Here is a 21,454-nt window from a genome sequence, read left to right as displayed (position 1 = left end):
CTACATATAATTGGCTTAACAAATCGTTTGCACTACTACTGTTTTATAGACGCAACGGTTTGTCAAGCGCGCGGGGCGCTGGGCATGATGTGACGGGAGGTGAACGATGTCCGACAACGCGCCGCTGGTTCCAGGAACCATCGGCAGCCACACCGTGTGCCTGCTACAGAAGATGGGACAGGTCGCCTTCCGATTCGCCGAGGAACGCCTGCTCGGCATCGGCCTGCGGATCCGGCACTACAGCGTGCTCCAAACGCTCGCCGACCGCGGCGGCATGGCGCAGGCCGAACTCGGCGGCTACCTGCGCATCGACTCGGCGACCATGGTCTCGACACTCGACGACCTGGAACGGCACGGCTACGCCGAGCGGCAACGCGACCCCGGCGACCGCAGGCGCTACCTGGTCATCCTGACCGAGAAGGGCAGCGAGACGCTCACCGACATCGAGACGATCCTGCGCGAGGTGCACGAGGAGATGTTCGCCGACCTGCCCGAGGAACGGCGCGCCGTGCTCGCGGAGATCCTCGGCGAGCTGAACGACTCGGCGAGCCTGCGCGCACGCTTCGACGCGCCTCGCGGCTGAAAGTTTCCGCGCGTCAGCGAGATCGAGCCGGACCGCGGCGAAAAGATTCCCCGGACAACGAGATCCGCACCGGCGGGAATCCGGTGCGGATCTCGAAGTTCTCGTGCTCGACGCCTACCACGCAGCGGCTTCGACCCCGCGCAACGGCATTCGGCCCCGGCGCAGCGACCTCGGCCCAGCGCAGCGACGTTCGAACTCAGCGCAGCATTTCGGCGACCAGGAACGCCAGCTCCAGCGACTGCTGGGTGTTCAGGCGCGGGTCGCAGGCGGTCTCGTAGCGGCCGGACAGGTCCATGTCGGAGATGTCCTGCGCGCCGCCGAGGCATTCGGTGACGTCCTCACCGGTCAGTTCGATGTGCAGGCCGCCGGGGTGGGTGCCCAGCGCGCGGTGCACCTCGAAGAAGCCCTGCACCTCGTCGACGATGCGGTCGAAGTGGCGGGTCTTGAAACCGGTGGAGGCCTCGTGGGTGTTGCCGTGCATGGGGTCGCACTGCCAGATCACCTGGTGCCCGGTCGCCTGCACCTTCTCGATGATGGGCGGCAGCACGTCGCGCACCTTGCCGTTGCCCATCCGGGAGACGATGGTGAGCCTGCCGGGCTCGTTGTTGGGATCGAGTCGCTCGACGTACTCCACGGCCTGGTCCGGGGTGGTGGTCGGGCCGATCTTGAGGCCGATCGGGTTGGCGAGCAGCTCCGCGAGCGCGATGTGCGCGCCGTCGAGCTGACGGGTGCGTTCCCCGATCCAGAGGAAGTGCGCCGACAGGTCGTAGAGCACCGGTTCACCCGACACCGGGTGCTCGCTCAAGCGCAGCATCGCGCGCTCGTAATCGAGCACCAGCGCCTCGTGGCTGGCGTAGATGCGGGCCGACTGCAGGCTGGGGTCGTTCACCCGGCAGGCGGTCATGAACGCGAGGCCGCGGTCGATTTCCTCGGCCAGCGCCTCGTAGCGCGCGCCCGCCGGGGACTGCGCGACGAAGTCGCGGTTCCAGTCGTGCACCTTGTGCAGGTCGGCCATGCCCGCGCCGGTCAGCGCGCGGACCAGGTTCATCGCGGCGCTGGCGTTGGCGTAGGCGCGCACCAGCCGGGACGGGTCGTGCTCGCGCATGCCCGCGTCGGCGACCAGCGCGTTCACCATGTCGCCGCGGTAGGACTTCAGGCCGAGCGAGTCGGTGTCGGAGGAGCGCGGCTTCGCGTACTGGCCCGCGATGCGCGCAACCTTCACCACCGGAAGGCTCGCGCCGTAGGTCAGCACGACGGCCATCTGCAACAGAGTGCGGATGTTGCCTCGGATGTGCGGTTCGGTGTTGTCTGCGAAGGTCTCCGCGCAGTCACCGCCCTGCATGAGGAAGGCCTCGCCCCGCGCCACCTCGGCGAGCTGTCCGCGCAGCTCCTCCACCTCGGCGGGCACGCAGATCGGCGGCACGCTCTCCAGTACGGTGCGCATCATCGCCGCCTGCTCGGGGTCCCACGACGGTTGCTGCAACGCCGGGCGGGCCAGCGCGTCGTCCAGCCTGCGGCGCAGTTCGGCAGGCAGCGGCGGCAGCTCCGGCAGGCGATCGATGGGTACGTCGACGGTCCAGTTCACGAGTTCAGAATACGGACCGCGCGGCCGTGCAGACAGCCGGAGGTGGGGTGGATATCGCACCCTGAGGGGTGAGCGATCCCCACCCGGAGTAGCCCGTCGCAGACGCCGCCCACATCGCCGCATAGGGTGGCATCGACCGGCACATGCCACTATCGCCCGACCGAGGAGAGGTCGATCTCGCTGAGATACTTCTACGATTGCGAGTTCATCGAGGACGGGGTCGTCATCGACCTGGTGTCCATCGGCGTCGTCTGCGAGGACGGCCGCGAGTATTACGCGGTGTCCACCGAATTCGATCCCGAGCGCGCGGGGCACTGGGTGCGCAAGTACGTGCTGCCGCAGCTGCCGCCGCCCGCCTCCCCGCGGTGGCGCAGCCGCGAACAGATCCGCAACGACCTCTACAAGTTCCTGCTCCCGCGGCCTTCGGTACAGCCCGAGCTGTGGGCCTGGGTCGGCGCCTACGACCACGTAGCGCTGTGTCAGTTGTGGGGCTCGATGGTCGACCTGCCCACCGCGCTCCCCCGCTACACCAACGAACTGCGCCAGCATTGGGAGGCGCACGGCCGCCCCACGCTGCCGCCGGTGCCGCCCGACGCCCATGACGCGCTGGCCGACGCCCGGCACAACTACGCGAAGTTCGAGGCCATCGAGGCGGCGCGCAGGCGCTGAGCCGAGCCGCACGAAAAGGCCCCGAGTCTCGGACTCGGGGCCTTCGCGGTCGAAGCTACTCGGGCTTCGATTTGTCGATGTAGTCCTTGGCCTTCTGCTGACCCTCGTCGACCTTGTCGGCGTACTTGCCGCCGGTGCGCTGGTCGAACGCGTCGCCCGCCTTGTCGACGCCGCCCTTGGCCTGGTCCGGGTTCTTGCCCACCAACTCCTTGAGCTTGTCGATGATCGACATGCGTCCCTCCTAGGTGTTCGTCGGCGTGCGCGGATGTCCGAATGACCCCCCGCGCCCATGCGTGGAACCCTACGCGCCCCACCCCCGGTTATCCACTTTTGCTATTACTCGACGAACCGGCGGCACCACGTCCACGGCACGGAAAAAGCGAAGGCCCCGAGCCGGATTCGACTCGGGGCCTTCGCGGTGACCTGACGGTCAGTGGCTGTGCTTGCCGCTGCCGTTGGCCTTTTCCTGTGCCTTCTGCAGCACCGCGAGCTGCCTGTGCTCTTCGGCGTGCTCGAGCTCGAAGTTCCGCTCCGACTCCTCGCGGGGGTCGGGTCGCAGGAAGCTACCGGTGCCCGGCTTGCCCGCCGAACCGAGCTTGTTCATCTTCTTGGGCACCGGGGCGCCCTGGTACTCCAGCGGGATCGGGTGACCGTGGTGGTCGACCGGGCCGAGCGGCTGGTGCACCTCGATGTACTCACCGTGCGGCAGACGCTTGATCACACCGGTCTCGATGCCGTGCTCCAGCACCGCACGGTCACTGCGCTGCAGGCCGAGGCAGAACCGGTAGGCGACGAAGTATGCCACCGGCGGGGCGACGAGCAGACCGATACGACCGATCCAGGTGGTCGCGTTCAACGAGATGTCGAACTTCAGCGCGATGATGTCGTTGACGCAGGACAGCGTCAGCACCACGTAGAAGGCGATCGCCATGGCGCCGATCGCGGTACGCACCGGCACGTCGCGCGGACGCTGCAGCAGGTTGTGGTGCGCGTCGTCGCCGGTGAGGCGCTTCTCGATCCACGGGTAGGCGATCAGCAGCGTGAACACCAGGCCCATGATCAGCGCGACCCAGAACACGGCCGGAATCGTGTAGTTGCCGATGTAGAGCTCCCACGGCGGCATCAGACGCGCCATGCCGTCGGTCCACATCATGTAGAAGTCCGGCTGCGAACCCGCCGAGACCTGCGCCGGGTTGTACGGGCCCAGGTTCCAGATCGGGTTGATCTGCAGCACGCCACCCATGATGCCGACGATGCCGAGGGTGAAGGCGAAGAACGCGCCCTGATCCGCGGCGAACACCGGCACGATGCGCGCGCCCACCACATTGTTCTCGGTACGGCCCGGGCCGGGGAACTGCGTGTGCTTCTGGTACCAGACCAGCGCGACGTGCGCGGCGATCAGGGCCAGGATGATGCCCGGGAAGAGCAGCACGTGCGCGATGTAGAGGCGCGGGATGATGATGTCGCCGGGGAAATCGCCGCCGAACATCAGCCAGTGCATCCACGTGCCGATCACCGGAATCGAGATCGTGATACCGGAGAACGCGGCCCGCAGACCCGTGCCCGAAAGCAGGTCGTCGGGCAGCGAGTACCCGAAGAAGCCCTCGAACATCGCCAGGATCAGCAGCAGCGAACCGATCACCCAGTTCGCCTCGCGCGGCTTGCGGAACGCGCCGGTGAAGAAGATGCGGAACAGGTGCACGATGATCGACGCCGCGAACAGCAGCGCCGCCCAGTGATGGACCTGACGCACGAACAGACCGCCGCGCACCTCGAAGGAGATGTTCAACGCGGTCTCGTACGCCCGCGACATACCCACACCGCGCAACGGCTGGTAAGCGCCGTCATAGGTGACATGCGCCATCGACGGGTCGAAGTACAGCGTCAGATACACACCCGACAGCAACAGGATGATGAAGCTGTACAGCGCGATCTCACCGAGCAGGAACGACCAATGGGTCGGGAAGACCTTGTTGATCGACCTCTTCATGAACGCCGCGGCGCGATACCGCTCGTCCAGCTCGTTGGCTTGGGCTGCGACAGAAGGGCTCATGAACGGCGCTCCCAGTAGGCCGGTCCGAGCGGCTCGATGAAGTCGCCGTTGGCGACAAGGAAGCCCTCGGAGTTGACGGTGATCGGCAGCTGCGGCAGTGCGCGAGCGGCGGGACCGAAGATCGGCTTACCCCATTCGGTCGCGGAGAACTGCGACTGGTGGCAGGGGCACAGGATCCGGTTGGTCTGCTGCTCGAACAGCGAGGTCGGGCAGCCGAGGTGGGTGCAGATCTTCGAGTAGGCGAAGTAGTCGCCGAAGTTGAAGCTCTCCTGCCCCTTGCGCTTGATGGCCGACTCGGCGTCCTCGGTGCGCAGACGGATCAGCATGACCGCGTTGCGGATGCCGCGCAGCGACTGCAGCGTCTCGTGCGAGTCGCCGCGCCACTTCTCCTTCCACGGGAACACCGTCTCCATGGCGCCCGCGTCCAGGTCCTCGGGACGCACCAGCACGATGTCGTCCGGACGGCCGGTGTCGCGGCGCAGGTAGATGGTCTCGCCCTCGAAGTCCGGCGTCCAGCCCGAGACCCACAGCGGCGACTTGTCGCCCTTGGCCCACGGGTTCTTGATCATGCCGCCGACGAAGAGGAACAGCGTGCCGAGGCCGAGGACGCCGACGCCGGCGCCCGCGGTGCGGGTGATCATCTTGCGACGAGCCAGGGTGGAGGTGTCGAGCGCGTCCGACAGCTCGGCCACCAGGGTGCGCCGCTCGACCTCCGGCGACGGACCGTCGTGGCGGTCCTGGATGGAGATCTCGGCGGGGACGAACTTCTTGCGGATCAACACCACGGCGATGCCGATGACCAGCACCGAGATGCCGAAGGTCAGGCCGATCAGCGGCGTGAACAGCGAATAGGCCTCGTGGCCTTCCTCGTTCGAGCCCTTGAACTCCCAGGGCCAGAACAGGAAGACGCCGATCAGCGCGGCAGCGGCGAGACCGGAGATGGCGAACCAGAAGGTGACCTCGCGCTCGGCGCGCTTCTCGGCCCGGGTGCCCGGGATCGGGAAGCGCTCGCGGCGGTAGGCGACGTCGACGCCGTCACGCTCGGTACCGAGCTTGACCAGCTCGTCGCGCGACATCGCGTCCAGTTCGTCTTCGGTCGGGTCGGCCGGGGGGTTCACCGACCCCTTCGACAGCTCCGTCCCCTCATCCGGGCGACTCACGTCGTCTCGCTCCTGTTCACTCATGACTGTGTCCTTTCGGCCATGTCCGGACGCCCTGACCGGTCATGACCGGGATCCGATCCACATAGCAGCACCGACGGTGAGCACGATGCCGACCACCCAGATCGCCAAGCCTTCGGTCGCGGGGCCGAAGCCGCCGAGGCCGTAGCCACCCGGGGTCTTCTCTTCGGAGGCGTTCTTGATGTAGGCGATGATGTCGCGCTTCTCTTCCGGCGTGAGCTGACGGTCGGAGAACTTGGGCATGTTCTCCGGGCCGGTCAGCATGGCCGCGTAGATCTGCTGCTCGCTGGCGGGCTCCAGCGGCGGCGCGTACTTACCGGAGGACAGCGCGCCGCCCTTGCCGGTGAAGTTGTGGCAGGACGCGCAGTTCATGCGGAACAGCTCGGAACCGCGGGCGATGTCGTCGCCACGCAGCGACTCCTGGGCGATCTCGCCGTTGGCGTCGCGCACCACGGTCGGACCGCCGCCGTTGGAGGCGATGTAGGCGCCGAGCGCGTCGATCTGCTGGGCGTCGAACTTCGGGGGCTTGCGGGTGGCCTGGGCCTCGTTGGCGGCCAGCGGCATGCGTCCGGAGGACACCTGGAAGTAGACGGCGGCCTCGCCGACGCCGATCAGGCTGGGGCCGCGGTCCTGCACACCCTGGAGGTTCGCACCGTGGCAGGTGATGCAGGACGTGTCGTAGAGCTGCCTGCCCTCGCGGATCAGCGCGGACTGGTCCTGGTGGGCCGTCGCCACCTGGGGCTCGGGCGTGAGAGCCGTCGCAAGGAAGCCGGCTCCGACCAGACCCACCAGGAGCGCGAGACCGCCCGCGATGCGCCTGCGGAGGCGGCGCTGCTTGCGGGTCTTGCTGGCCTCGCCGTTCCCGGGGCTGGCGGGCTCAGGCGCTGACGGGGGAGATGAACTCATCTGTGTCCCTTTGGAGTAGACGGAACCGACTTGTGCAAAAGACTGGGGGCTGGCGCCGACTAGCGGACGAAGTAGATCGTGGCGAACAACCCGATCCACACGATGTCGACGAAGTGCCAGTAGTACGAGACGACGATCGCGGCGGTGGCCTGCGCCGGGGTGAACTTACTGATCTTGGTGCGGATCAGCAGGAACACGAACGCGATCAGACCACCGATGACGTGCAGACCGTGGAAGCCCGTGGTGATGTAGAACACCGAGCCGTAGGCGCTGCTCGAGATCGAGGTGCCCTCGTGGACCAGGTTGAAGTACTCGTAGCCCTGGCCGCCGACGAAGAACGCGCCCATCAGGAGGGTGATGACGTACCAGCGGCGCAGGCCGAACACGTCGCCCTTCTCCGCGGCGAACACGCCCATCTGGCAGGTGAACGACGACGCGACCAGCACGGCCGTGACCGGCACGGCGAGCTTCATGTTCAGCTCGGTCGGTTCCGGCGGCCAGTTGCCGTGGGCCTGCGCGCGCGCGACGAAGTACATGGCGAAGAGGCCGGCGAAGAACATCAGCTCGCTCGACAGCCAGATGATGGTACCGACGCTGACCATGTTGGGCCGGTTCAGCGAGTGCACACGCTGGGTAATGGCCGATCCTGGGGTCCCTACTGCGGTCGTCACGGGGGTAAGTATGACTCGTCGTAGTACGACAGGAATAGCCGGGTATGAAACTTGGCCGCCCGTGTCGGAAAACGCACGGACGGACCGGGTCCGGATGGCGTTGGCGTCGCTTGGCCCGGCCTCGGGGAGACGTCGCGTACCGGGCGCGCCGACCTGCGCGGACGCGGCCATGATGACAGGCGAGAGTAAGTAGAAGCTGAGACGAGGAGGCCGATGTGGCACCGCGAATCTGGCGACGGATGTTCGGGCGCGACACTCCGGCGCCGCTGGACCCGGCCCGTGCGGACCTGGTGGTGGTCGCGGCGGGTTTCGACGACGCCGAGTCCTGCTCGGCCGTGCTGACCAGGGCCGAAGGACTGACCGAGGACGCACCCGCGGTCCTGCGCCATCACCTGCGGATTCCGGCGGCACAGGTCCAGCGGGTGTGCGAGATCGCGGCGCAGGACGGGTACGCGCCCGCCCCGCCCACCGCCGCGGCGCCGGGCGAACTGGAGGCACTGATCCTCCAGCGCGTGCAACTGGTCGACGCGCTGCACTGCGCGCAGGAGAAGTCGAGGATGGCGGGGCTGGCCCAGCGCCACGACGGGATCGCCGACGGCTGGGACGTCCTGCAACCCGCGATCGCACCGCGCTGAAAACGCCTTTTCGCCAGGCGTAGCTCCGCCTACGCTCCCGTCGTGCGCAAGCTATCGGGGGGCTTCGGCGGCCTGCGCCTACTAGGCTGCTCCAGACAGAGCTGGGCGAACCAGTGTGACGGGAGAGATGGAATGAGCGTGCGCAGCTGGCCCCAGGTGCTCGGAACCCTCGCCGACGGTGGCGACCTGGCCGCGGACGACACGGCGTGGGTCATCAACGAGATCTTCACCGACAATGCGACGCAGGCCCAGATCGCGGCCTTCGGCGTCGCGATGAAGATCAAGGGGCCGACGCCTGCCGAACTCTCCGGCATGGCCTCCGGCATGCTCTCGCACGCGCGCCTCGTGCACATCGACGGCGACGCGGTCGACATCGTCGGCACCGGCGGCGATCGCTCCGGCTCGGTGAACATCTCCACCATGTCCTCGGTCGTGGTGGCCGCGGCGGGCGTGCCGGTGGTCAAGCACGGCAATCGGGCGGCCTCGTCCAAGAGCGGCGGCGCCGACGTGCTCGAGGCGCTCGGCGTGCGGCTCACCCTCGGCCCGCAGTCGGTGGCGCAGTGCGTCCGCGAGGTGGGGATCGGATTCTGCTTCGCCCCGCTGTTCCACCCCGCGCTGCGCTTCGCGGGCCCGGCGCGCAAGGAAATCGGCATTCCGACCGTCTTCAACGTGCTCGGCCCGCTGACCAACCCCGCGCAGCCGCGGGCGGGCCTGGTGGGTTGCGCCTTCCCCGAACTGCTTCCGGTGATCGCGGGTGTGTTCGCCGAGCGCGGGGCCAGCGCCCTCGTGGTGCGCGGCAACGACGGCCTCGACGAGATCACCACGTCCGATACCACCGACGCGTGGGTGGTATCGGACGGCCGTCAGCGCCGGACCACCATCGACCCGACCCGCCTCGGCATCCCGCGCGTCGAGCTGGACGCGCTGCGCGGCGGTGACGCGGAGGTCAACGCCGGTGTCGCACGGTCGGTATTCGCGGGCACACCGGGCCCCGTGCGCGACGCGGTGCTGGTGAACTCGGCCGCCGCGATCGTCGCCTACGACCTGTCGCGCGGGGTCGGCGATCCCGAAGCCGACGTGCACGACGCACTGGCCGCGGGCATCGACCGCGCGTCCGCCGCGATCGACGGCGGTCAGGCGGCGGCGCTCCTGGACAGCTGGGCCAAGCTTTCGCACACGCTCGGCGATCGGTGAACTTTTGGCAAACGCTCGATTCGAGTGTCGCCGAATCGCTTCCACACAGGTGACGGATAGTTAGACTAGTTCGGCGCGGGACGGATCGGCCGCAGCGATGCGCCCGACGCAACTGGTCAGCATGTCGCGATTTCCGGCGGCCGCTCGACCGCCGTCGTTACGCGGCATTCATCCGGCGCGTACCCCCACGAGGGTCGGCGCGCCATTTCCGACACGTGAGGAGCTCACTATGAAGCACGCACTATTCGGAATCGTTGCCGCCTGCACGCTGCTCGCCGCGCCGCTCGCCCATGCGGCGGACGGTGACTTGGTCGTGAACGGGACGGCGATCCAGAACCCGACAGGTTGCGTTCCGATCACCCCCGCGGAATCCGACCAGGTCTCGGTACAGAACAACACCAACGCCACCGCCATGGTGTACACCCAAGCCGACTGTCAGGGCGAGGTGACGGCCGTGGTCGCGCAGGGTGAATCCGTCGAGATCAACGGCGCGTCCATCGCGGTGTCCTGATCGATCACTCCCCCAGCGAGAAGCCGGCCTCCACGTCGGCACGTGAGTAGGACTTGAACGCGATGTGGGTGGTGGTGCGCAGTACGCCGGGCGTCTTGTCGATCCGGTGCGTCACCACCTCGGCGACCTGCTCGTGATCGCGCACCCGCACGATCGCGATCAGGTCCACATCGCCCGCGCACGAGTACACCTCGGCGACGCCCTCGGTGTCGGCGACCGCCTGCGCGGTCTCCGGGATACGGGCGTTGTCGGCGTGAATCAGCACGATCGCGTTAATCATGCTGTCAGCCTAAGCGCTCGGCGTAGTCGGACTCCGCCGATCGGGTCCGGGCCGCCGCGTCGGCCACCTCGGCCCAGCCCAGCCACCGGCCCGCGCCGAAGCGCGGTTCGTGATACCCCTCCGTGCTGCGCACGATTCGTACGCCGGGTCGCGCCAGCCAGCGCGCGATCAGCCCCGCCTCCTCCGGCGAAGCGCCCCGCAGCGGCGGTGCGTCGACGAGATCCGGGCAGCCGTCGGCGAAGGACCCGGCGCCATCCGGGACGACCGTCTCCGCCGCCGCGACGATCTGTTCCACGATCGGCATCGGCGGCGTGCCGCGGCGCGCCACACCGGACCCCGCGAGACGGCCGTACCGGATGACGGCGAACTCCCACCCGCCCGCACCATCCGGATGCGCGGTGATCAGTTCGGCGATGCGGGCCACGGCCGCGAGCCGCTGAGTGCGGCGCATCGCCCTGATCACCGTGACGGTGCGGTCGCGCAGCCGCGCCGCGGCCTCGAAATGCTCGGCGCGGGAGTGGCTTTCGATGCGGTCGAGCATTGCGCGCAGGGTGGCGTCGGAATCGCCGCGCAGCAGCGCGCGCACCGCGGCGGGAGCGGAGGCGTATTCCTTTGTATCTATAGGGATTCCGGAGGGGGTGGCCGCGGGGCAGCCGCCGACCACCGCAGACGGGCAGTCGTGGCGGGCTGCGCGGGCCAACCGCGCCGTGCAGGTGCGCAGTCCGGCGTGCTCGGCGACGGTGGCCGCGACATCAGCGGCGTCCAGACGAGAGGTGAAGGGCCCCAGCGCATCCCGCGTCGGTGTGCGGACGATCGCGAAACGCGGGAAGGGCTCGTCGGTCAGCGTGAGCCACCATCCGCGCTTGGGAAATTTCGAGCGCCGGTTGTAGGGCGGGGCGTGCGCGACGAGCAGCCGAAGCTCGCGCACCCCGGCCTCCAGGGCGTGCGCGCACACCACGTGGTCGACGCGGGTGGCCAGCGCGACCATCTCCTTCATCCGGCCCCTGGTCTCCGAGCCGGTGAAGTAATTGCGCACGCGCCGGCGCAGATTCACCGCGGTGCCTATATAGAGGACTTCGTCGGCGGGGCCGCGGAACAGGTAGACGCCGGGCGCGGCGGGCAGGTCGGTGGCCAGCACCCGCTTGGCGCGCTGCCCGGAGCTCACGCCCGGCAGGTAGTCCATCAGCTCGGTGAGGCTGTGCACCCCTTGGTTTCCCACCCGGGCGATGAGCGCGTGCAGCACGTCGACGGTGGCGCGCGCGTCGTCCAGGGCGCGGTGCGTCGGCTGGGTGCTCGCGCCGAACAACCGGGCCAGCGACGCGAGCCGCACCGAGGGCGCCTCGTCCCTGCCGAGCACCCGCCGCGCCAGCTTCACCGTGCACAGCACCGGCGCCTTGGGCCAGTCGGTCTCGCAGCGCACCGCGGCGGCCCGCAGGAAGGCCATGTCGAATCGGGCGTTGTGAGCGACGAGCACCGCCCCCGCGGCGAACTCCAGGAACCCGGGCAGCACCGACTCGATACGCGGGGCCGCGTAGACCATGGCGGTGGTGATCCCGGTGACGTGCACGACCGCGGGCGGTATCTCCCGGCCCGGGTTCACCAGCGTCGCGAACTCGCCGAGCACCTCGCCGCCGCGCACCTTGACCGCGCCGATCTCGGTGATGGCGTCGCCGTCCGCGCTGGTGCCGGTGGTCTCCAGATCGACGACCACGAACGTGGTGTCGTAGAGCGGCGTATCGAGTTCGTCGAAGGCCAGCTGCTTGGCGGCGGCCTGGCGCGGCACGGGGTCGGGCACGGCGAGCAGCGTAGGGGTCGGGTACGACAACCTCGAGGCGCGCGGAACCGTGCGCGTTTCGTCCGATTTTTCGCGCGAGGATTTCGTTGCGATACCCGCGAAATGATCTAGAACACCCGAAAGCGACCCAGATCACATTTCCGTCACGAATGAATCAGCGCCCGGGCGTGTCCGGTACAGCTGACCCACCCTCCCGGGCATGCTGCCGCGCTGCCGGACGCATCCCGGTCGGACGTCCGGTCGCACGACGCGTCAAGCGTCACCTCGAGCGTCTCCACCTGCGGAAACAGTAGTGATACACACCATGCATGAGCCGCATCACCACCTGGGACAGCTGGGGGTAACGACGGGGACGCGGGCGGATAACCGGCCGCCGTTATCGTTTCGTGATTGCTGTGAGATACATCGCAGATATGCCTGGCGGAAATAGTTGAGCACCGCTATTTCGGATGGTCCGGGCTTTACAAACCACCGTGACATCTTCGTAACCTTTTCGAGACCTCACGGAGTCCGCCGCACCGAACGGAGCGGCAGCACGCAGTCCGCTGCACCACCGGGTGTGGCGTCGTGGGGCAGATTGGAAGTACCCGCATCATGGCGACCACCACCGTCAAGCGACAGGCGCAGCGTGCCGTTGCCGCCGGAGCCGTCGGCGCTGCCACCATCGGCGCGTTCCTCCTTCCCGCCGCCCCCGCGTCGGCTCAGCCGGTGACCATCCCCGGCGTGGGAACGTTCGAGGTTCCGAACGAGATCCCGATCCCGGCCGAGATCCCCGGCGTGCAGCTCGGCACGGTGCCCGGCGCTCCGCTGCCGTTCGTCGCGCCGCAGAAGACCCTCGGCGAGGTCGCGCTCGACGCCGCCATGAGCAAGCTGGGCTCCCCGTACGTGTACGGCGCCGCGGGCCCGAACTCCTTCGACTGCTCCGGCCTGGTGCAGTGGTCCTACCGCCAGGCGGGCATGGAGCTGCCGCGCACCAGCGGCGCCCAGCTGGGCGCGGGCACCGCGGTCTCGATGGACGACCTGCAGCTCGGCGACCTGGTGTCGTTCTACGGCGGCGGCCACTCGGGCCTGTACGCGGGCGACGGCAACGTCATCCACGCCTCCACCTCCGGCACCCCGGTGATGATCGCCTCGATCTCGTCGATGCCGTTCGCGGGCGCACGCCGCTTCTGATCGCTCGAGCCGGGCCGGGCCGCCATGCGCGACCCGGCCCGACGCTTCCCCACCGGCCGTGATCGGATCGTTCTCCACTGGACACCGACCGTCGGCGTTTCGTAACCTAAATGAGACCTACCAGGGTCGCAGAGCCGCGAAACTGCGTGCCTGGCGACGGCGTCGCTTTCGATTTCACGAGTCGGCATACGAGAGAACGGGGCACGCCAGTGGCAGCCGGTCACCGAAGACTTCGCACGAATCGTCTGGTGGGCGGGGTGCTGGCGGCCGGACTGCTGGCCACGGCGCTGCACGCGAGCGGTCCCGCGATCGCCGACCCCGTGGCGCTGCCGACCACCGCTAGTGAGGCGGTGCAGCGGATGGTCGACCTCTCCCGACAGTCCGAGCAGCTGAATCAGCAGGCGCTCGGCGTCCAGGCCGACCTCGAGGCGAAACTCTCCGTGCAGTACGAGGCCGACGCGAAGCTGGCCGCGGCCACCGAGGTCGCCGACGCCGCGCGCGCCGAGGTGCGCAAATTCCAACCGGTCATCGACCGCACCGCGATCGCCGCCTATCAGGGCGCGCGCACCAACCGCATCTACGCCGTGCTGGTCAGCGATTCCCCGCAGAAGCTGCTCGATCAGATGTCCACGCTGGATGTGCTGAGCGCGCAGACCACCGATCAGCTGCGGCAGTTCAAGAAGGCCACCGACGCCGCCGAGTCCGCCGAGTCCGCCGCCCGCGCCGCCGCCGATTCGGCCCGCAGCGCCGCCGAGAAGGCCGACCAGGCGCGCACCGATCTGGAACGCAAGCGCAGCGAACTGGGCGGTGCGGTCGCCCAGGTGGTCGAGGCGTGGGGCGCGCTGTCCAGCAAGGACAAGTCCGCGCTGGCAGGCTCGCCGTTCCCGCCCGGATTCGATCGCGACACGCTGCTGCAGGGCCTGGTCCCCGGCAGCGGAACCAGCGCGCTGGCCGCCGGACTCACCCGCGTCGGCGACCCGTACGTCTGGGGCGCGACCGGACCGGACCAGTTCGACTGCTCGGGCCTGGTGCAGTGGGCGTTCAAACAGGTCGGCAAGAACGTGCCGCGCACCAGTTCGGCGCAGGCGTCCTACGGCACGCTGGTGGACAAGGACGAGCTGCAGCCCGGTGACGTGGTGTTCTTCTATTCCGACATCTCGCACGTCGGCATCTACGCGGGCAACGGACTCATGTTGCACGCCTCCACTTTCGGCGTGCCCGTGGCCGTAGCGCCGATGGGGTCGACGCCGTACCACTCCGCTAGGCGATACTGATCCGCTATGGAGCGTTGGCGACGGGCACGCGGCTGGTGCATGGCCAAAGGGCGGTGTCAGTTCGTTCTCACCGTCGCCATGGTCACCCTGCTGACGGGCCTCTGCTGCGCACTGGCCATGGCGCCCAAGTGGGCGCTGCCGAAAATCCGCGCCGCCCAAGAGGCCTCGACCGAGAGCTTGGGCCAAGCGCCCGCCGACGACCCGCGACTGGCCGCCGTGCGCCGCACCCTGGAACCGTTCGGCCCGATCGAGTCGATCCGCGTCCCCGGCGATGACGCCACGGCATCGCTGGTGGTCGGCCACCCCGGCCACCGCGCCGACCTCGAGGTGCTCGCGGGCGAACTGCCCGCCGCCACGGCCGCGATCACCGAACTGTGGGGACCGAACTGGGCGCAGTCGGCGCTCGTCGTGGTCGCCGCCACCCCCTCGGAGTTCGCCGCGCTGGTGCGGGCGGGCGCCGAGATGCCCGGCGAGGTCGCCGCGGCCTCGGTGTCCGATCCGTTCGTACGCGGCAGACAACCGACCGGTCAGCGGGTGGTGTTCAGCCCCGACGCGGGCCGTCGCCTGTCCCCCGACGGACTGCGCACGCTGCTGCGCCACGAACTGACCCACATCGCGGCCCGCGCCGAGACCGCCGATGGCGCCCCGCAGTGGATGCTGGAGGGCTTCGCCGAGTACGCCGCCCACCGCGGCCGAGGCCACCACTTCGCCGAGATCGCGCCGACGGTGAATGCCGCGCTGCACGCCGGAACGCTTCCCGGCGACCTGCCGCAGGACACCGCGTTCGCGGGCGCGAGCGCCGTCGCCGCCTACGAGGAGGCGTGGACCGCCTGCGCTTTCGTCGCCGAGAAGTACGACGAAACCCGTCTCGTCGAGCTCTACCGACGCCTCGCCGAGCAGCGGCAGGACGCCGCGAGCGAGGATCGCGTCCTGCGCGAGGTGCTCGGCATCGGGCGCGCCGACTTCGTCGCCGACTGGCGTAGCTGGCTCTCGTCTCAGGTCGTGTGAACCGCCTCGGCGGAGCCCGACCGGATCGGCGGCGCGCCGATCGCACCAAGTAGGTTGTCCTCATGGCCCGAACTCTGCTGGTTACCAATGATTTCCCGCCTCGGCCGGGCGGTATCCAGTCGTATCTGCAGGCGCTCACCGGACAGCTGCCGCCCGACGATCTGGTGGTCTACGCGCCGCGCTGGCGCGGTGACTCGCACCTGAAGTTCGATGCCCAACAGAAGTTCCAGGTGGTGCGCCATCCCACCACCTTGATGCTGCCCACTCCGCTCGTCCTACGCCGCGCCGCGCGGCTGCTGCGCGACGAGAAGTGCGACACCGTCTGGTTCGGCGCGGCGGCGCCGCTTGCGCTGCTCTCGCCGCAGCTGCGCCGGGCGGGCGCCGAGCGCATTCTGGCCAGCACGCACGGGCACGAGGTCGGCTGGTCGATGCTGCCCGGCGCGCGGCAGGCGCTGCGCGCGATCGGCGAGCACACCGACGTCGTCACCTACGTCAGCAAGTACACCCGCGGCCGGTTCGCCTCGGCCTTCGGCGCCGACGCCGCCCTGGAGTATCTGCCGCCGGGCGTCGACACCGAGGTGTTTCGTCCCGACCCCGCGGCCCGCGCCGAACTGCGCGAGCGCTACGGGCTCGGCGACCGCCCGACCATCCTGTGCCTGTCCCGGCTTGTTCCGCGCAAGGGCCAGGACGCGCTGATCGCGGCGATGCGCGAGATCCGGGATCGCGTCGACGGCGCGGTGCTGGTGATCGCGGGCGGCGGGCCCCACGAGGACAAGCTGCGCGGTCTCGCTGCCGCGCTCGGCGTCACCGACGCGGTCGTCTTCACCGGCCGGGTGCCCTCGGCCGAACTCGCCGCGCACCACACCATCGCCGACGTCTTCGCCATGCCCTGCCGCACCCGCGGCGCCGGGCTCGATGTCGAGGGCCTCGGCATCGTGTACCTGGAAGCCTCGGCCTCGGGCGTTCCGGTGGTCGCGGGCCGTTCCGGCGGCGCACCGGAGACCGTGCTGGAGGGCAAGACCGGCCGGGTGGTGGACGGACGCAAGGTCAGCGAGATCGCCGATGCCCTGGTCGGCATCCTCGCCGACCGCGACGCCGCCGCGGCCATGGGCGCCGCGGGCCGCGCCTGGGCGGAGCAGAACTGGCGCTGGGACACCCTCGGCGCGCGCCTTCGCCACCTCCTCCGCTGAGGGAACCCCGATCAACTACGCTCAGCGGTGTGAGCAGTATTCAGGTCGCGGACCAGACGTTCGTCGCCGCCTCGGGCGCGGCGGTCGCCGAGGTGCTCGGGGGTCCCACCAAATGGCGCCAGTGGTGGCCGGACCTCACCCTCGATGTCCGGGAAGACCGCGGCGACAAGGGAATTCGCTGGTCGGTGTCCGGAGCTCTGACGGGGACCATGGAGGTGTGGCTGCAGCCCTCGCTGGACGGGGTCATCCTGCATTACTTCCTGCACTGCGAACCGCAGGGCGTCGAACGGATGTCGCCGCGGGAGTTGTCGGCCGTCAACCGGGCTCGCCGGGTCGCGGGCAAAGACATGTCGTTCGACATCAAGGCGCGGCTCGAGGCGGGCCGTCCAGCCGGGGTGACACCTGCCGCGACACAAGCAGGCCGAGACTCGTAGCGGCACCGCAGGAGAGGAAGCACTCCGACGAGGACAATCCAGACCCAACCCGGCCCGCACGGAGCGAGTCTTACGAGCGACCGTTCGCGGCCGTCTCGCGTCCGAGCGGTCGAAACGCACGCGCCGCAGGCGCAAGTCTCGACCGCTCGGACGCGAGACATCAAGGGCCGCGAACCCGCCGCGCCCGCGCGGCCGACAAACACCGAAAGGAACCGTTGACCACCATGGCCGACCGGACCCAGAGGTCGATCCTCATCGAGGCCCCCGCGCAGCGGGTGATGTCCGTCATCGCCGATCTGGAGTCCTACCCGGAGTGGGTCTCGGCGGCGAAGTCCGTCGAGGTGCTGGAGAAGGGCCCCGACGGCCGGGCTCGCACCGCTCGTTTCGTGCTCGACGCGGGCGTCGTCAAGGACACCTACGTGCTGACCTACACCTGGCGCGCCGACGACAAGGCGGTCAGCTGGAAGCTGATCAGCGGTGACCTGCAGAAGGCGCAGGACGGCACCTACGAACTCGTCGAGCAGCCCGACGGCAGCACCCAGGTGATCTACGAGCTCACCGTGGATCTCAACATCCCGATGATCGGCATGTTCAAGCGCAAGGCGGAGAAGGTCATCACCGACACCGCGCTGAAGGAACTGAAGAAGCGGGTCGAAGGCTGACCGCCGAGCGGAAGCCCGGCGGACGCGAGCGGACCCGGCTCGAGCTGTACGTCGGCAAGGGGGGCGTCGGCAAGACCACGCTGGCCTGCGCGACCGCCATGGCTTATGCCCGCGCCGGGCAGACAGTGCTGCTGGCCTCCCTCGACCAGGCGCATTCGCTCGGCGACGCACTCGGTTTCCGTTTCCCGCACGACCCGGGCACGGTCACCGGAATCGCCAGGGTGCTGCCGGGACTCGACGTCATCGAGGTGGATTCGCTGGCGCTGCTGGAGGATCGGTTCCGCGACGTGACGCGGATGCTGTCCGCGGGCGGCGCGCACACCCACGACCACGGCATCGATCTGGCCGCGCTCGACCCCGCCGAGCTGACCGGCCTGCCCGGCGTGCAGGAACTACTGATGCTGGTGGAGATCGCGCAGTTCGCCGACGAGAACGACTGGGACGTCATCGTTGTGGACTGCCCGCCCTCGGCGGACATGCTGCGCATCGTCACCGCGCCCGACACGCTGCTCGGCTATCTGGAACGGATCTGGCCCCCGCACGCCCGGGCGATGAGCACCATCAGCACCGACCTGCGGCGGGCGGTGCTCGCCGCGACGGTCGATCGGATCGTCAAGGCCGTCAGCGAGGTGCGCGATCTGCTCGCCGATCACGACCGCACCGGCGCGCGACTGGTCACCGTCGCCGAACGGGTCGCGCTCGCCGAGTCCGGGCGGGTGCGTTCGGCGGCCGCGTTGCTGGAGCTGCGGCTCGACGCGGTGATCGTGAACAAGGTGCTGCCGCCGATGCCCGAACCGTCCGGCCCGGCCGAGGCGGTGCACCCCGCGGTGCACTGGTACCACAACCGCAGGGCCGAACAGTTCGACGTCATCGAGGCGCTCGGCAAAGCCATGCGCGACATTCCGGTGCTGATCGCCCAGCACACCGGCGCGGAACCGGTGGGACTCGGCTCGCTCCAAGCGCTTTCCTATGCGGTCGGTTCCGGCGCGTCGGACGCCGGAACAGCATTTATGCTGGGCGACAATCCAGCGGAGGTTCGCACACGTTCCGGGGAACCGGTGGTTCGATTGGAATCGGGCACGGGTCTGCATTCGGTGTACGCGATGCGGATGCACCTGCCCGTCGTCGATCCGGCGACACTGCGACTGGGACGAGTGGAGGACGATTTGATCGTGGGAGCGGACGGGCTGCGGCGCCGGGTGCGCTTGGCTCCGGTGTTGCGGCGGTGCACGGTCGACGCCGCCGAACTCGACAGCGGATACCTGGTCGTGCGATTCCGCCCGGATCCGGACGTGTGGCCGCTGACGCCCGAGAGCCGCTGACATGGAGCACGGGATGTCGGCCCCGCACGGCGACGGGCTCAGCGAATTCGCCGAGGAGCTGAAGCTGCTCGCGGAGGCGATGCTCGAACGCGTCGAACCGGTATTGCGGCGCAGTGCGACGCAGGGGCAGCCGGACTGGTCGGCGTGCAGCTGGTGCCCGGTCTGCGCGGCCGCCGCGCTGGTACGCGGCGAACACCACGACGTGGTCTCGGCGATCGCCGATCACGGCACCGCGATCGTCACAGTGCTGCGCGAAGCGCTGGCGGGGGTACCGGTCGATCCGCTGCTGCCGGACGATGATCCGGAAACCGGTGTGGGGCACCGGCATCCAGGATCCGGCGGCGCGCCACATCGGAACGCGCCGAGGTCGCGTGACGGACACGGCGGCGCCTCACGCACGGCCGACCGGCACGATGCCGGGGCACGCTCGAATGGCCACGGCACGTCTCGTCCCGGAGACCGGCACGGCAACCCGTCACCATCGACCGACCAGCACGAGTCCGGAGCTCGCTCGGCTAGCCGCGACGCGTCTCGCCCCGAAGACCGGCACGGTAGCCCGTCGAGTTCGGCCGACCGGCACGATGCCGAGGCCCGCCCGAGTGGCCACAGCGCAACCCGGCACGGTAGCCCGTCTGGCTCGACCGACCGGCACGATGTCGGCACCCGCTCGAATGGCCACGGCGCGACCCGCTCCGGAGACCGGCACGGCAACCCGTCACCATCGACCGACCGGCACGAGTCCGGAGCTCGCTCGGGTAGCCACGACGCGTCACGCCCCGGAGACCGGCACGGTAGCCCGTCCAGCTCGACCGACCAGCACGATGCCGGGGCACGCTCGAGTGGCCACAGCGCGTCCCGTTCCGGTGGCCCGTCGAGTTCGACCGACCGCCGTGCCGCCGCGCGCTCTGGTGTCCCGGGCACGGACGACGGTCACCAGCGCGCAGACGGCTCCCGCTCCGACCACAGGTCCCGGCGCACAGACTCCGCGCACCCGGCCGACCAGCGCTCCGACGACCAGCACTCCGACACCGCGCCCTCCGACGACCAGCACTCCGACGCCGTGCACTCCGATGACCAGCACACCCCCGCGACCGATACGCCGGAGCAGCCCACGCGCTCCCGCTCCGGGGGCAAGCGGTCCGGGTACGTCGGCATCCCGGTGACAATCAAGGCATGACGCACCGGGTGGCAGATGCGCTCCCGCTGACCGTCGGTATCGACGTCGGCGGCACCAATATTCGCGCGTCGGTGGTGGACGGCGACGGCGAGGTGCTCGACACCGTGCAGTCGCCGACTCCGCACAGCGCGCGCGCCCTGGAGGACGCCCTCGACCGCGCGGTGCGCGAACTGCGCCGCCGCCACCCGATCGGCGCCGTGGGCCTCGCCGTCGCGGGCTTCATCAGCGACGACCGCTCCACCGTCCGGTTCGCACCGCACCTGCCCTGGCAGGACGCGCCCGTCGCGGCGCGGCTCACCGAGCGCCTGGAACTGCCGGTGATCCTCGAGCACGACGCGAACGCCGCCGTATGGGCCGAGTACCGGTTCGGCGCGGCGGCGGGCGGGCACAACGTGGTGCTCGTCGCGATCGGCACGGGCATCGGCGCGGCGCTGCTCATCGAGGGCACGCTCTACCGCGGCTCGCACGGCATCGCACCGGAACTCGGCCATCTGCAAGTGGTTCCGCAGGGCAGGGCCTGCCCGTGCGGCAAGCGCGGCTGCTGGGAAAGGTATTGCAGCGGAACCGCGCTCGCCGACACCGCGATCGAGCTGCTGGCCACCGACCCCGGCCGCTCGACGGTGCTGGCCAGGGAGGTGGGCCGCGATCCCGGTTCGCTCACCGGACGGCGGGTGGCGGGCGCCGCCCAGGACGGGGACCCCGTCGCGCTTGCCGCGATAGCCGATTTCGCGCGCTGGCTGGGGCTGGGGCTCGCGTTCGTCAGCGACATCTTCGACCCCGATCTCGTCGTCATCGCGGGCGGCGTGAGCAGTTCGGCCCCGCTGTTCCTCGACGAGGCGCGCGAGGAGTACGCCCGCGCCGTCACCGGCGCCGGGCACCGGCCGCTGGCGCGCATCCGCACCACCCAGCTCGGTGAAGCGGCGGGCATGATCGGCGCCGCCGAACTGGCGCGCGCCGTGCTCGCGGAGCCGGGACGACGCGCATCGCGGGTCGCCCGCAGCGGGCGCTGACCTCCCGCGCGCACGGGCACATCCGTTCGAATGAGACCGCCGCGGAGGGGCCTTCGGTACCTGCGTCGATCCGAATGTGGTGAGATACACCGCTGCGATTGGATGTGATCTCCAGCCAGCGGTAAAGTCGGCAACTGACGC

At 69.5% G+C, this 21,454-nt stretch carries 22 protein-coding genes; 14 read left to right on the top strand and 8 right to left on the bottom strand.

The annotated features are described in order from the left end of the window. Positions 1–106: 106 nt before the first annotated feature. Positions 107–583, top strand: a complete 477-nt coding sequence (locus NL1_RS25510) for a MarR family winged helix-turn-helix transcriptional regulator (protein ID WP_067844364.1) — start codon at positions 107–109, stop codon at positions 581–583. A 196-nt stretch (positions 584–779) separates the two neighbouring features. On the opposite strand, the gene NL1_RS25505 is transcribed toward NL1_RS25510, so the two are convergent. After that, on the bottom strand, positions 780–2,168 hold the full coding sequence (locus tag NL1_RS25505) for a class II 3-deoxy-7-phosphoheptulonate synthase (RefSeq protein ID WP_067844361.1): 1,389 nt from the start codon (positions 2,166–2,168) through the stop codon (positions 780–782). Between the two features lie 180 nt (positions 2,169–2,348). On the opposite strand from NL1_RS25505, the gene NL1_RS25500 reads away from it, so the two are divergent. Next, a complete protein-coding gene (locus tag NL1_RS25500; protein WP_067844393.1) occupies positions 2,349–2,837 on the top strand; it encodes a polyadenylate-specific 3'-exoribonuclease AS in 489 nt (162 codons plus the stop codon). A 55-nt stretch (positions 2,838–2,892) separates the two neighbouring features. Here NL1_RS25500 and NL1_RS36815 read toward each other — a convergent pair whose 3' ends face one another. The 5 genes from NL1_RS36815 to ctaE form a co-directional block, all read right to left on the bottom strand. Next, positions 2,893–3,069, bottom strand: a complete 177-nt coding sequence (locus NL1_RS36815) for an antitoxin (protein WP_084510940.1) — start codon at positions 3,067–3,069, stop codon at positions 2,893–2,895. A 198-nt stretch (positions 3,070–3,267) separates the two neighbouring features. Beyond that, complete coding sequence (gene qcrB, locus NL1_RS25495; protein ID WP_067844358.1) at positions 3,268–4,890, bottom strand: cytochrome bc1 complex cytochrome b subunit; 1,623 nt, start codon at positions 4,888–4,890, stop codon at positions 3,268–3,270. Next, complete coding sequence (gene qcrA, locus NL1_RS25490; protein ID WP_067844355.1) at positions 4,887–6,074, bottom strand: cytochrome bc1 complex Rieske iron-sulfur subunit; 1,188 nt, start codon at positions 6,072–6,074, stop codon at positions 4,887–4,889. The genes qcrB and qcrA overlap by 4 nt, the downstream gene beginning before the upstream one ends. Before the next feature lie 39 nt (positions 6,075–6,113). Continuing rightward, a complete protein-coding gene (qcrC, locus tag NL1_RS25485; RefSeq protein WP_067844352.1) occupies positions 6,114–6,977 on the bottom strand; it encodes a cytochrome bc1 complex diheme cytochrome c subunit in 864 nt (287 codons plus the stop codon). 59 nt (positions 6,978–7,036) lie between these two features. Further along, positions 7,037–7,648: an aa3-type cytochrome oxidase subunit III gene (ctaE, locus tag NL1_RS25480; RefSeq protein WP_067844349.1), complete on the bottom strand. Its 612-nt coding sequence runs from the start codon at positions 7,646–7,648 to the stop codon at positions 7,037–7,039. A gap of 239 nt (positions 7,649–7,887) precedes the next feature. On the opposite strand from ctaE, the gene NL1_RS25475 reads away from it, so the two are divergent. The 3 genes from NL1_RS25475 to NL1_RS25465 all read left to right on the top strand — a co-directional run bounded on the left by NL1_RS25475 (position 7,888) and on the right by NL1_RS25465 (position 9,988). After that, entirely contained in the window at positions 7,888–8,283 is a 396-nt protein-coding gene (locus NL1_RS25475) for a hypothetical protein (RefSeq protein WP_067844345.1), read from the top strand. Positions 8,284–8,415: 132 nt separating this feature from the next. Further along, positions 8,416–9,477, top strand: coding sequence for an anthranilate phosphoribosyltransferase (gene trpD, locus NL1_RS25470; RefSeq protein WP_067844342.1), 1,062 nt, complete (start codon positions 8,416–8,418; stop codon positions 9,475–9,477). A 229-nt stretch (positions 9,478–9,706) separates the two neighbouring features. Beyond that, positions 9,707–9,988, top strand: a complete 282-nt coding sequence (locus tag NL1_RS25465; protein WP_067844338.1) for a hypothetical protein — start codon at positions 9,707–9,709, stop codon at positions 9,986–9,988. Between the two features lie 4 nt (positions 9,989–9,992). On the opposite strand, the gene NL1_RS25460 is transcribed toward NL1_RS25465, so the two are convergent. Together NL1_RS25460 and NL1_RS25455 are read right to left on the bottom strand one after the other, a co-directional pair. Further along, positions 9,993–10,268, bottom strand: coding sequence for an Lrp/AsnC family transcriptional regulator (locus tag NL1_RS25460; RefSeq protein ID WP_067844335.1), 276 nt, complete (start codon positions 10,266–10,268; stop codon positions 9,993–9,995). Positions 10,269–10,272: 4 nt separating this feature from the next. Further along, a complete protein-coding gene (locus NL1_RS25455; protein WP_067844390.1) occupies positions 10,273–12,063 on the bottom strand; it encodes a DEDD exonuclease domain-containing protein in 1,791 nt (596 codons plus the stop codon). Positions 12,064–12,657: 594 nt separating this feature from the next. On the opposite strand from NL1_RS25455, the gene NL1_RS25450 reads away from it, so the two are divergent. The 9 genes from NL1_RS25450 (at position 12,658) to NL1_RS25410 (ending at position 21,313) form a co-directional block, all read left to right on the top strand. Then, entirely contained in the window at positions 12,658–13,236 is a 579-nt protein-coding gene (locus NL1_RS25450; RefSeq protein WP_067844332.1) for a C40 family peptidase, read from the top strand. A gap of 248 nt (positions 13,237–13,484) precedes the next feature. Continuing rightward, positions 13,485–14,510, top strand: coding sequence for an NlpC/P60 family protein (locus NL1_RS25445; RefSeq protein ID WP_067844329.1), 1,026 nt, complete (start codon positions 13,485–13,487; stop codon positions 14,508–14,510). A gap of 6 nt (positions 14,511–14,516) precedes the next feature. Beyond that, positions 14,517–15,518, top strand: a complete 1,002-nt coding sequence (locus tag NL1_RS25440) for a hypothetical protein (RefSeq protein WP_067844326.1) — start codon at positions 14,517–14,519, stop codon at positions 15,516–15,518. Between the two features lie 62 nt (positions 15,519–15,580). Continuing rightward, complete coding sequence (locus NL1_RS25435; protein WP_067844323.1) at positions 15,581–16,708, top strand: glycosyltransferase family 4 protein; 1,128 nt, start codon at positions 15,581–15,583, stop codon at positions 16,706–16,708. A 29-nt stretch (positions 16,709–16,737) separates the two neighbouring features. Next, positions 16,738–17,142, top strand: coding sequence for a polyketide cyclase / dehydrase and lipid transport (locus tag NL1_RS25430; RefSeq protein WP_067844320.1), 405 nt, complete (start codon positions 16,738–16,740; stop codon positions 17,140–17,142). A gap of 224 nt (positions 17,143–17,366) precedes the next feature. Next, a complete protein-coding gene (locus NL1_RS25425) occupies positions 17,367–17,804 on the top strand; it encodes an SRPBCC family protein (RefSeq protein WP_067844317.1) in 438 nt (145 codons plus the stop codon). Beyond that, positions 17,801–19,126 carry an ArsA family ATPase gene (locus tag NL1_RS25420; RefSeq protein WP_307623776.1) on the top strand — a complete coding sequence of 442 codons (1,326 nt, stop codon included), beginning with the start codon at positions 17,801–17,803 and terminating at the stop codon, positions 19,124–19,126. The genes NL1_RS25425 and NL1_RS25420 overlap by 4 nt, the downstream gene beginning before the upstream one ends. A 13-nt stretch (positions 19,127–19,139) precedes the next feature. Continuing rightward, complete coding sequence (locus NL1_RS38790; protein ID WP_174553465.1) at positions 19,140–20,303, top strand: hypothetical protein; 1,164 nt, start codon at positions 19,140–19,142, stop codon at positions 20,301–20,303. Further along, on the top strand, positions 20,300–21,313 hold the full coding sequence (locus NL1_RS25410; RefSeq protein ID WP_067844311.1) for an ROK family protein: 1,014 nt from the start codon (positions 20,300–20,302) through the stop codon (positions 21,311–21,313). Before NL1_RS38790 ends, NL1_RS25410 begins: the two co-directional genes overlap by 4 nt. Positions 21,314–21,454: the final 141 nt, after the last annotated feature.

Origin of the sequence: Nocardia lijiangensis NBRC 108240 (assembly GCF_001613045.1) — a bacterium.
Classification (GTDB): Bacteria; Actinomycetota; Actinomycetes; order Mycobacteriales; family Mycobacteriaceae; genus Nocardia; species Nocardia lijiangensis.
Note: the sequence above shows the minus strand (reverse complement) of the source record. Positions and strands in the feature narration are given on the sequence as shown.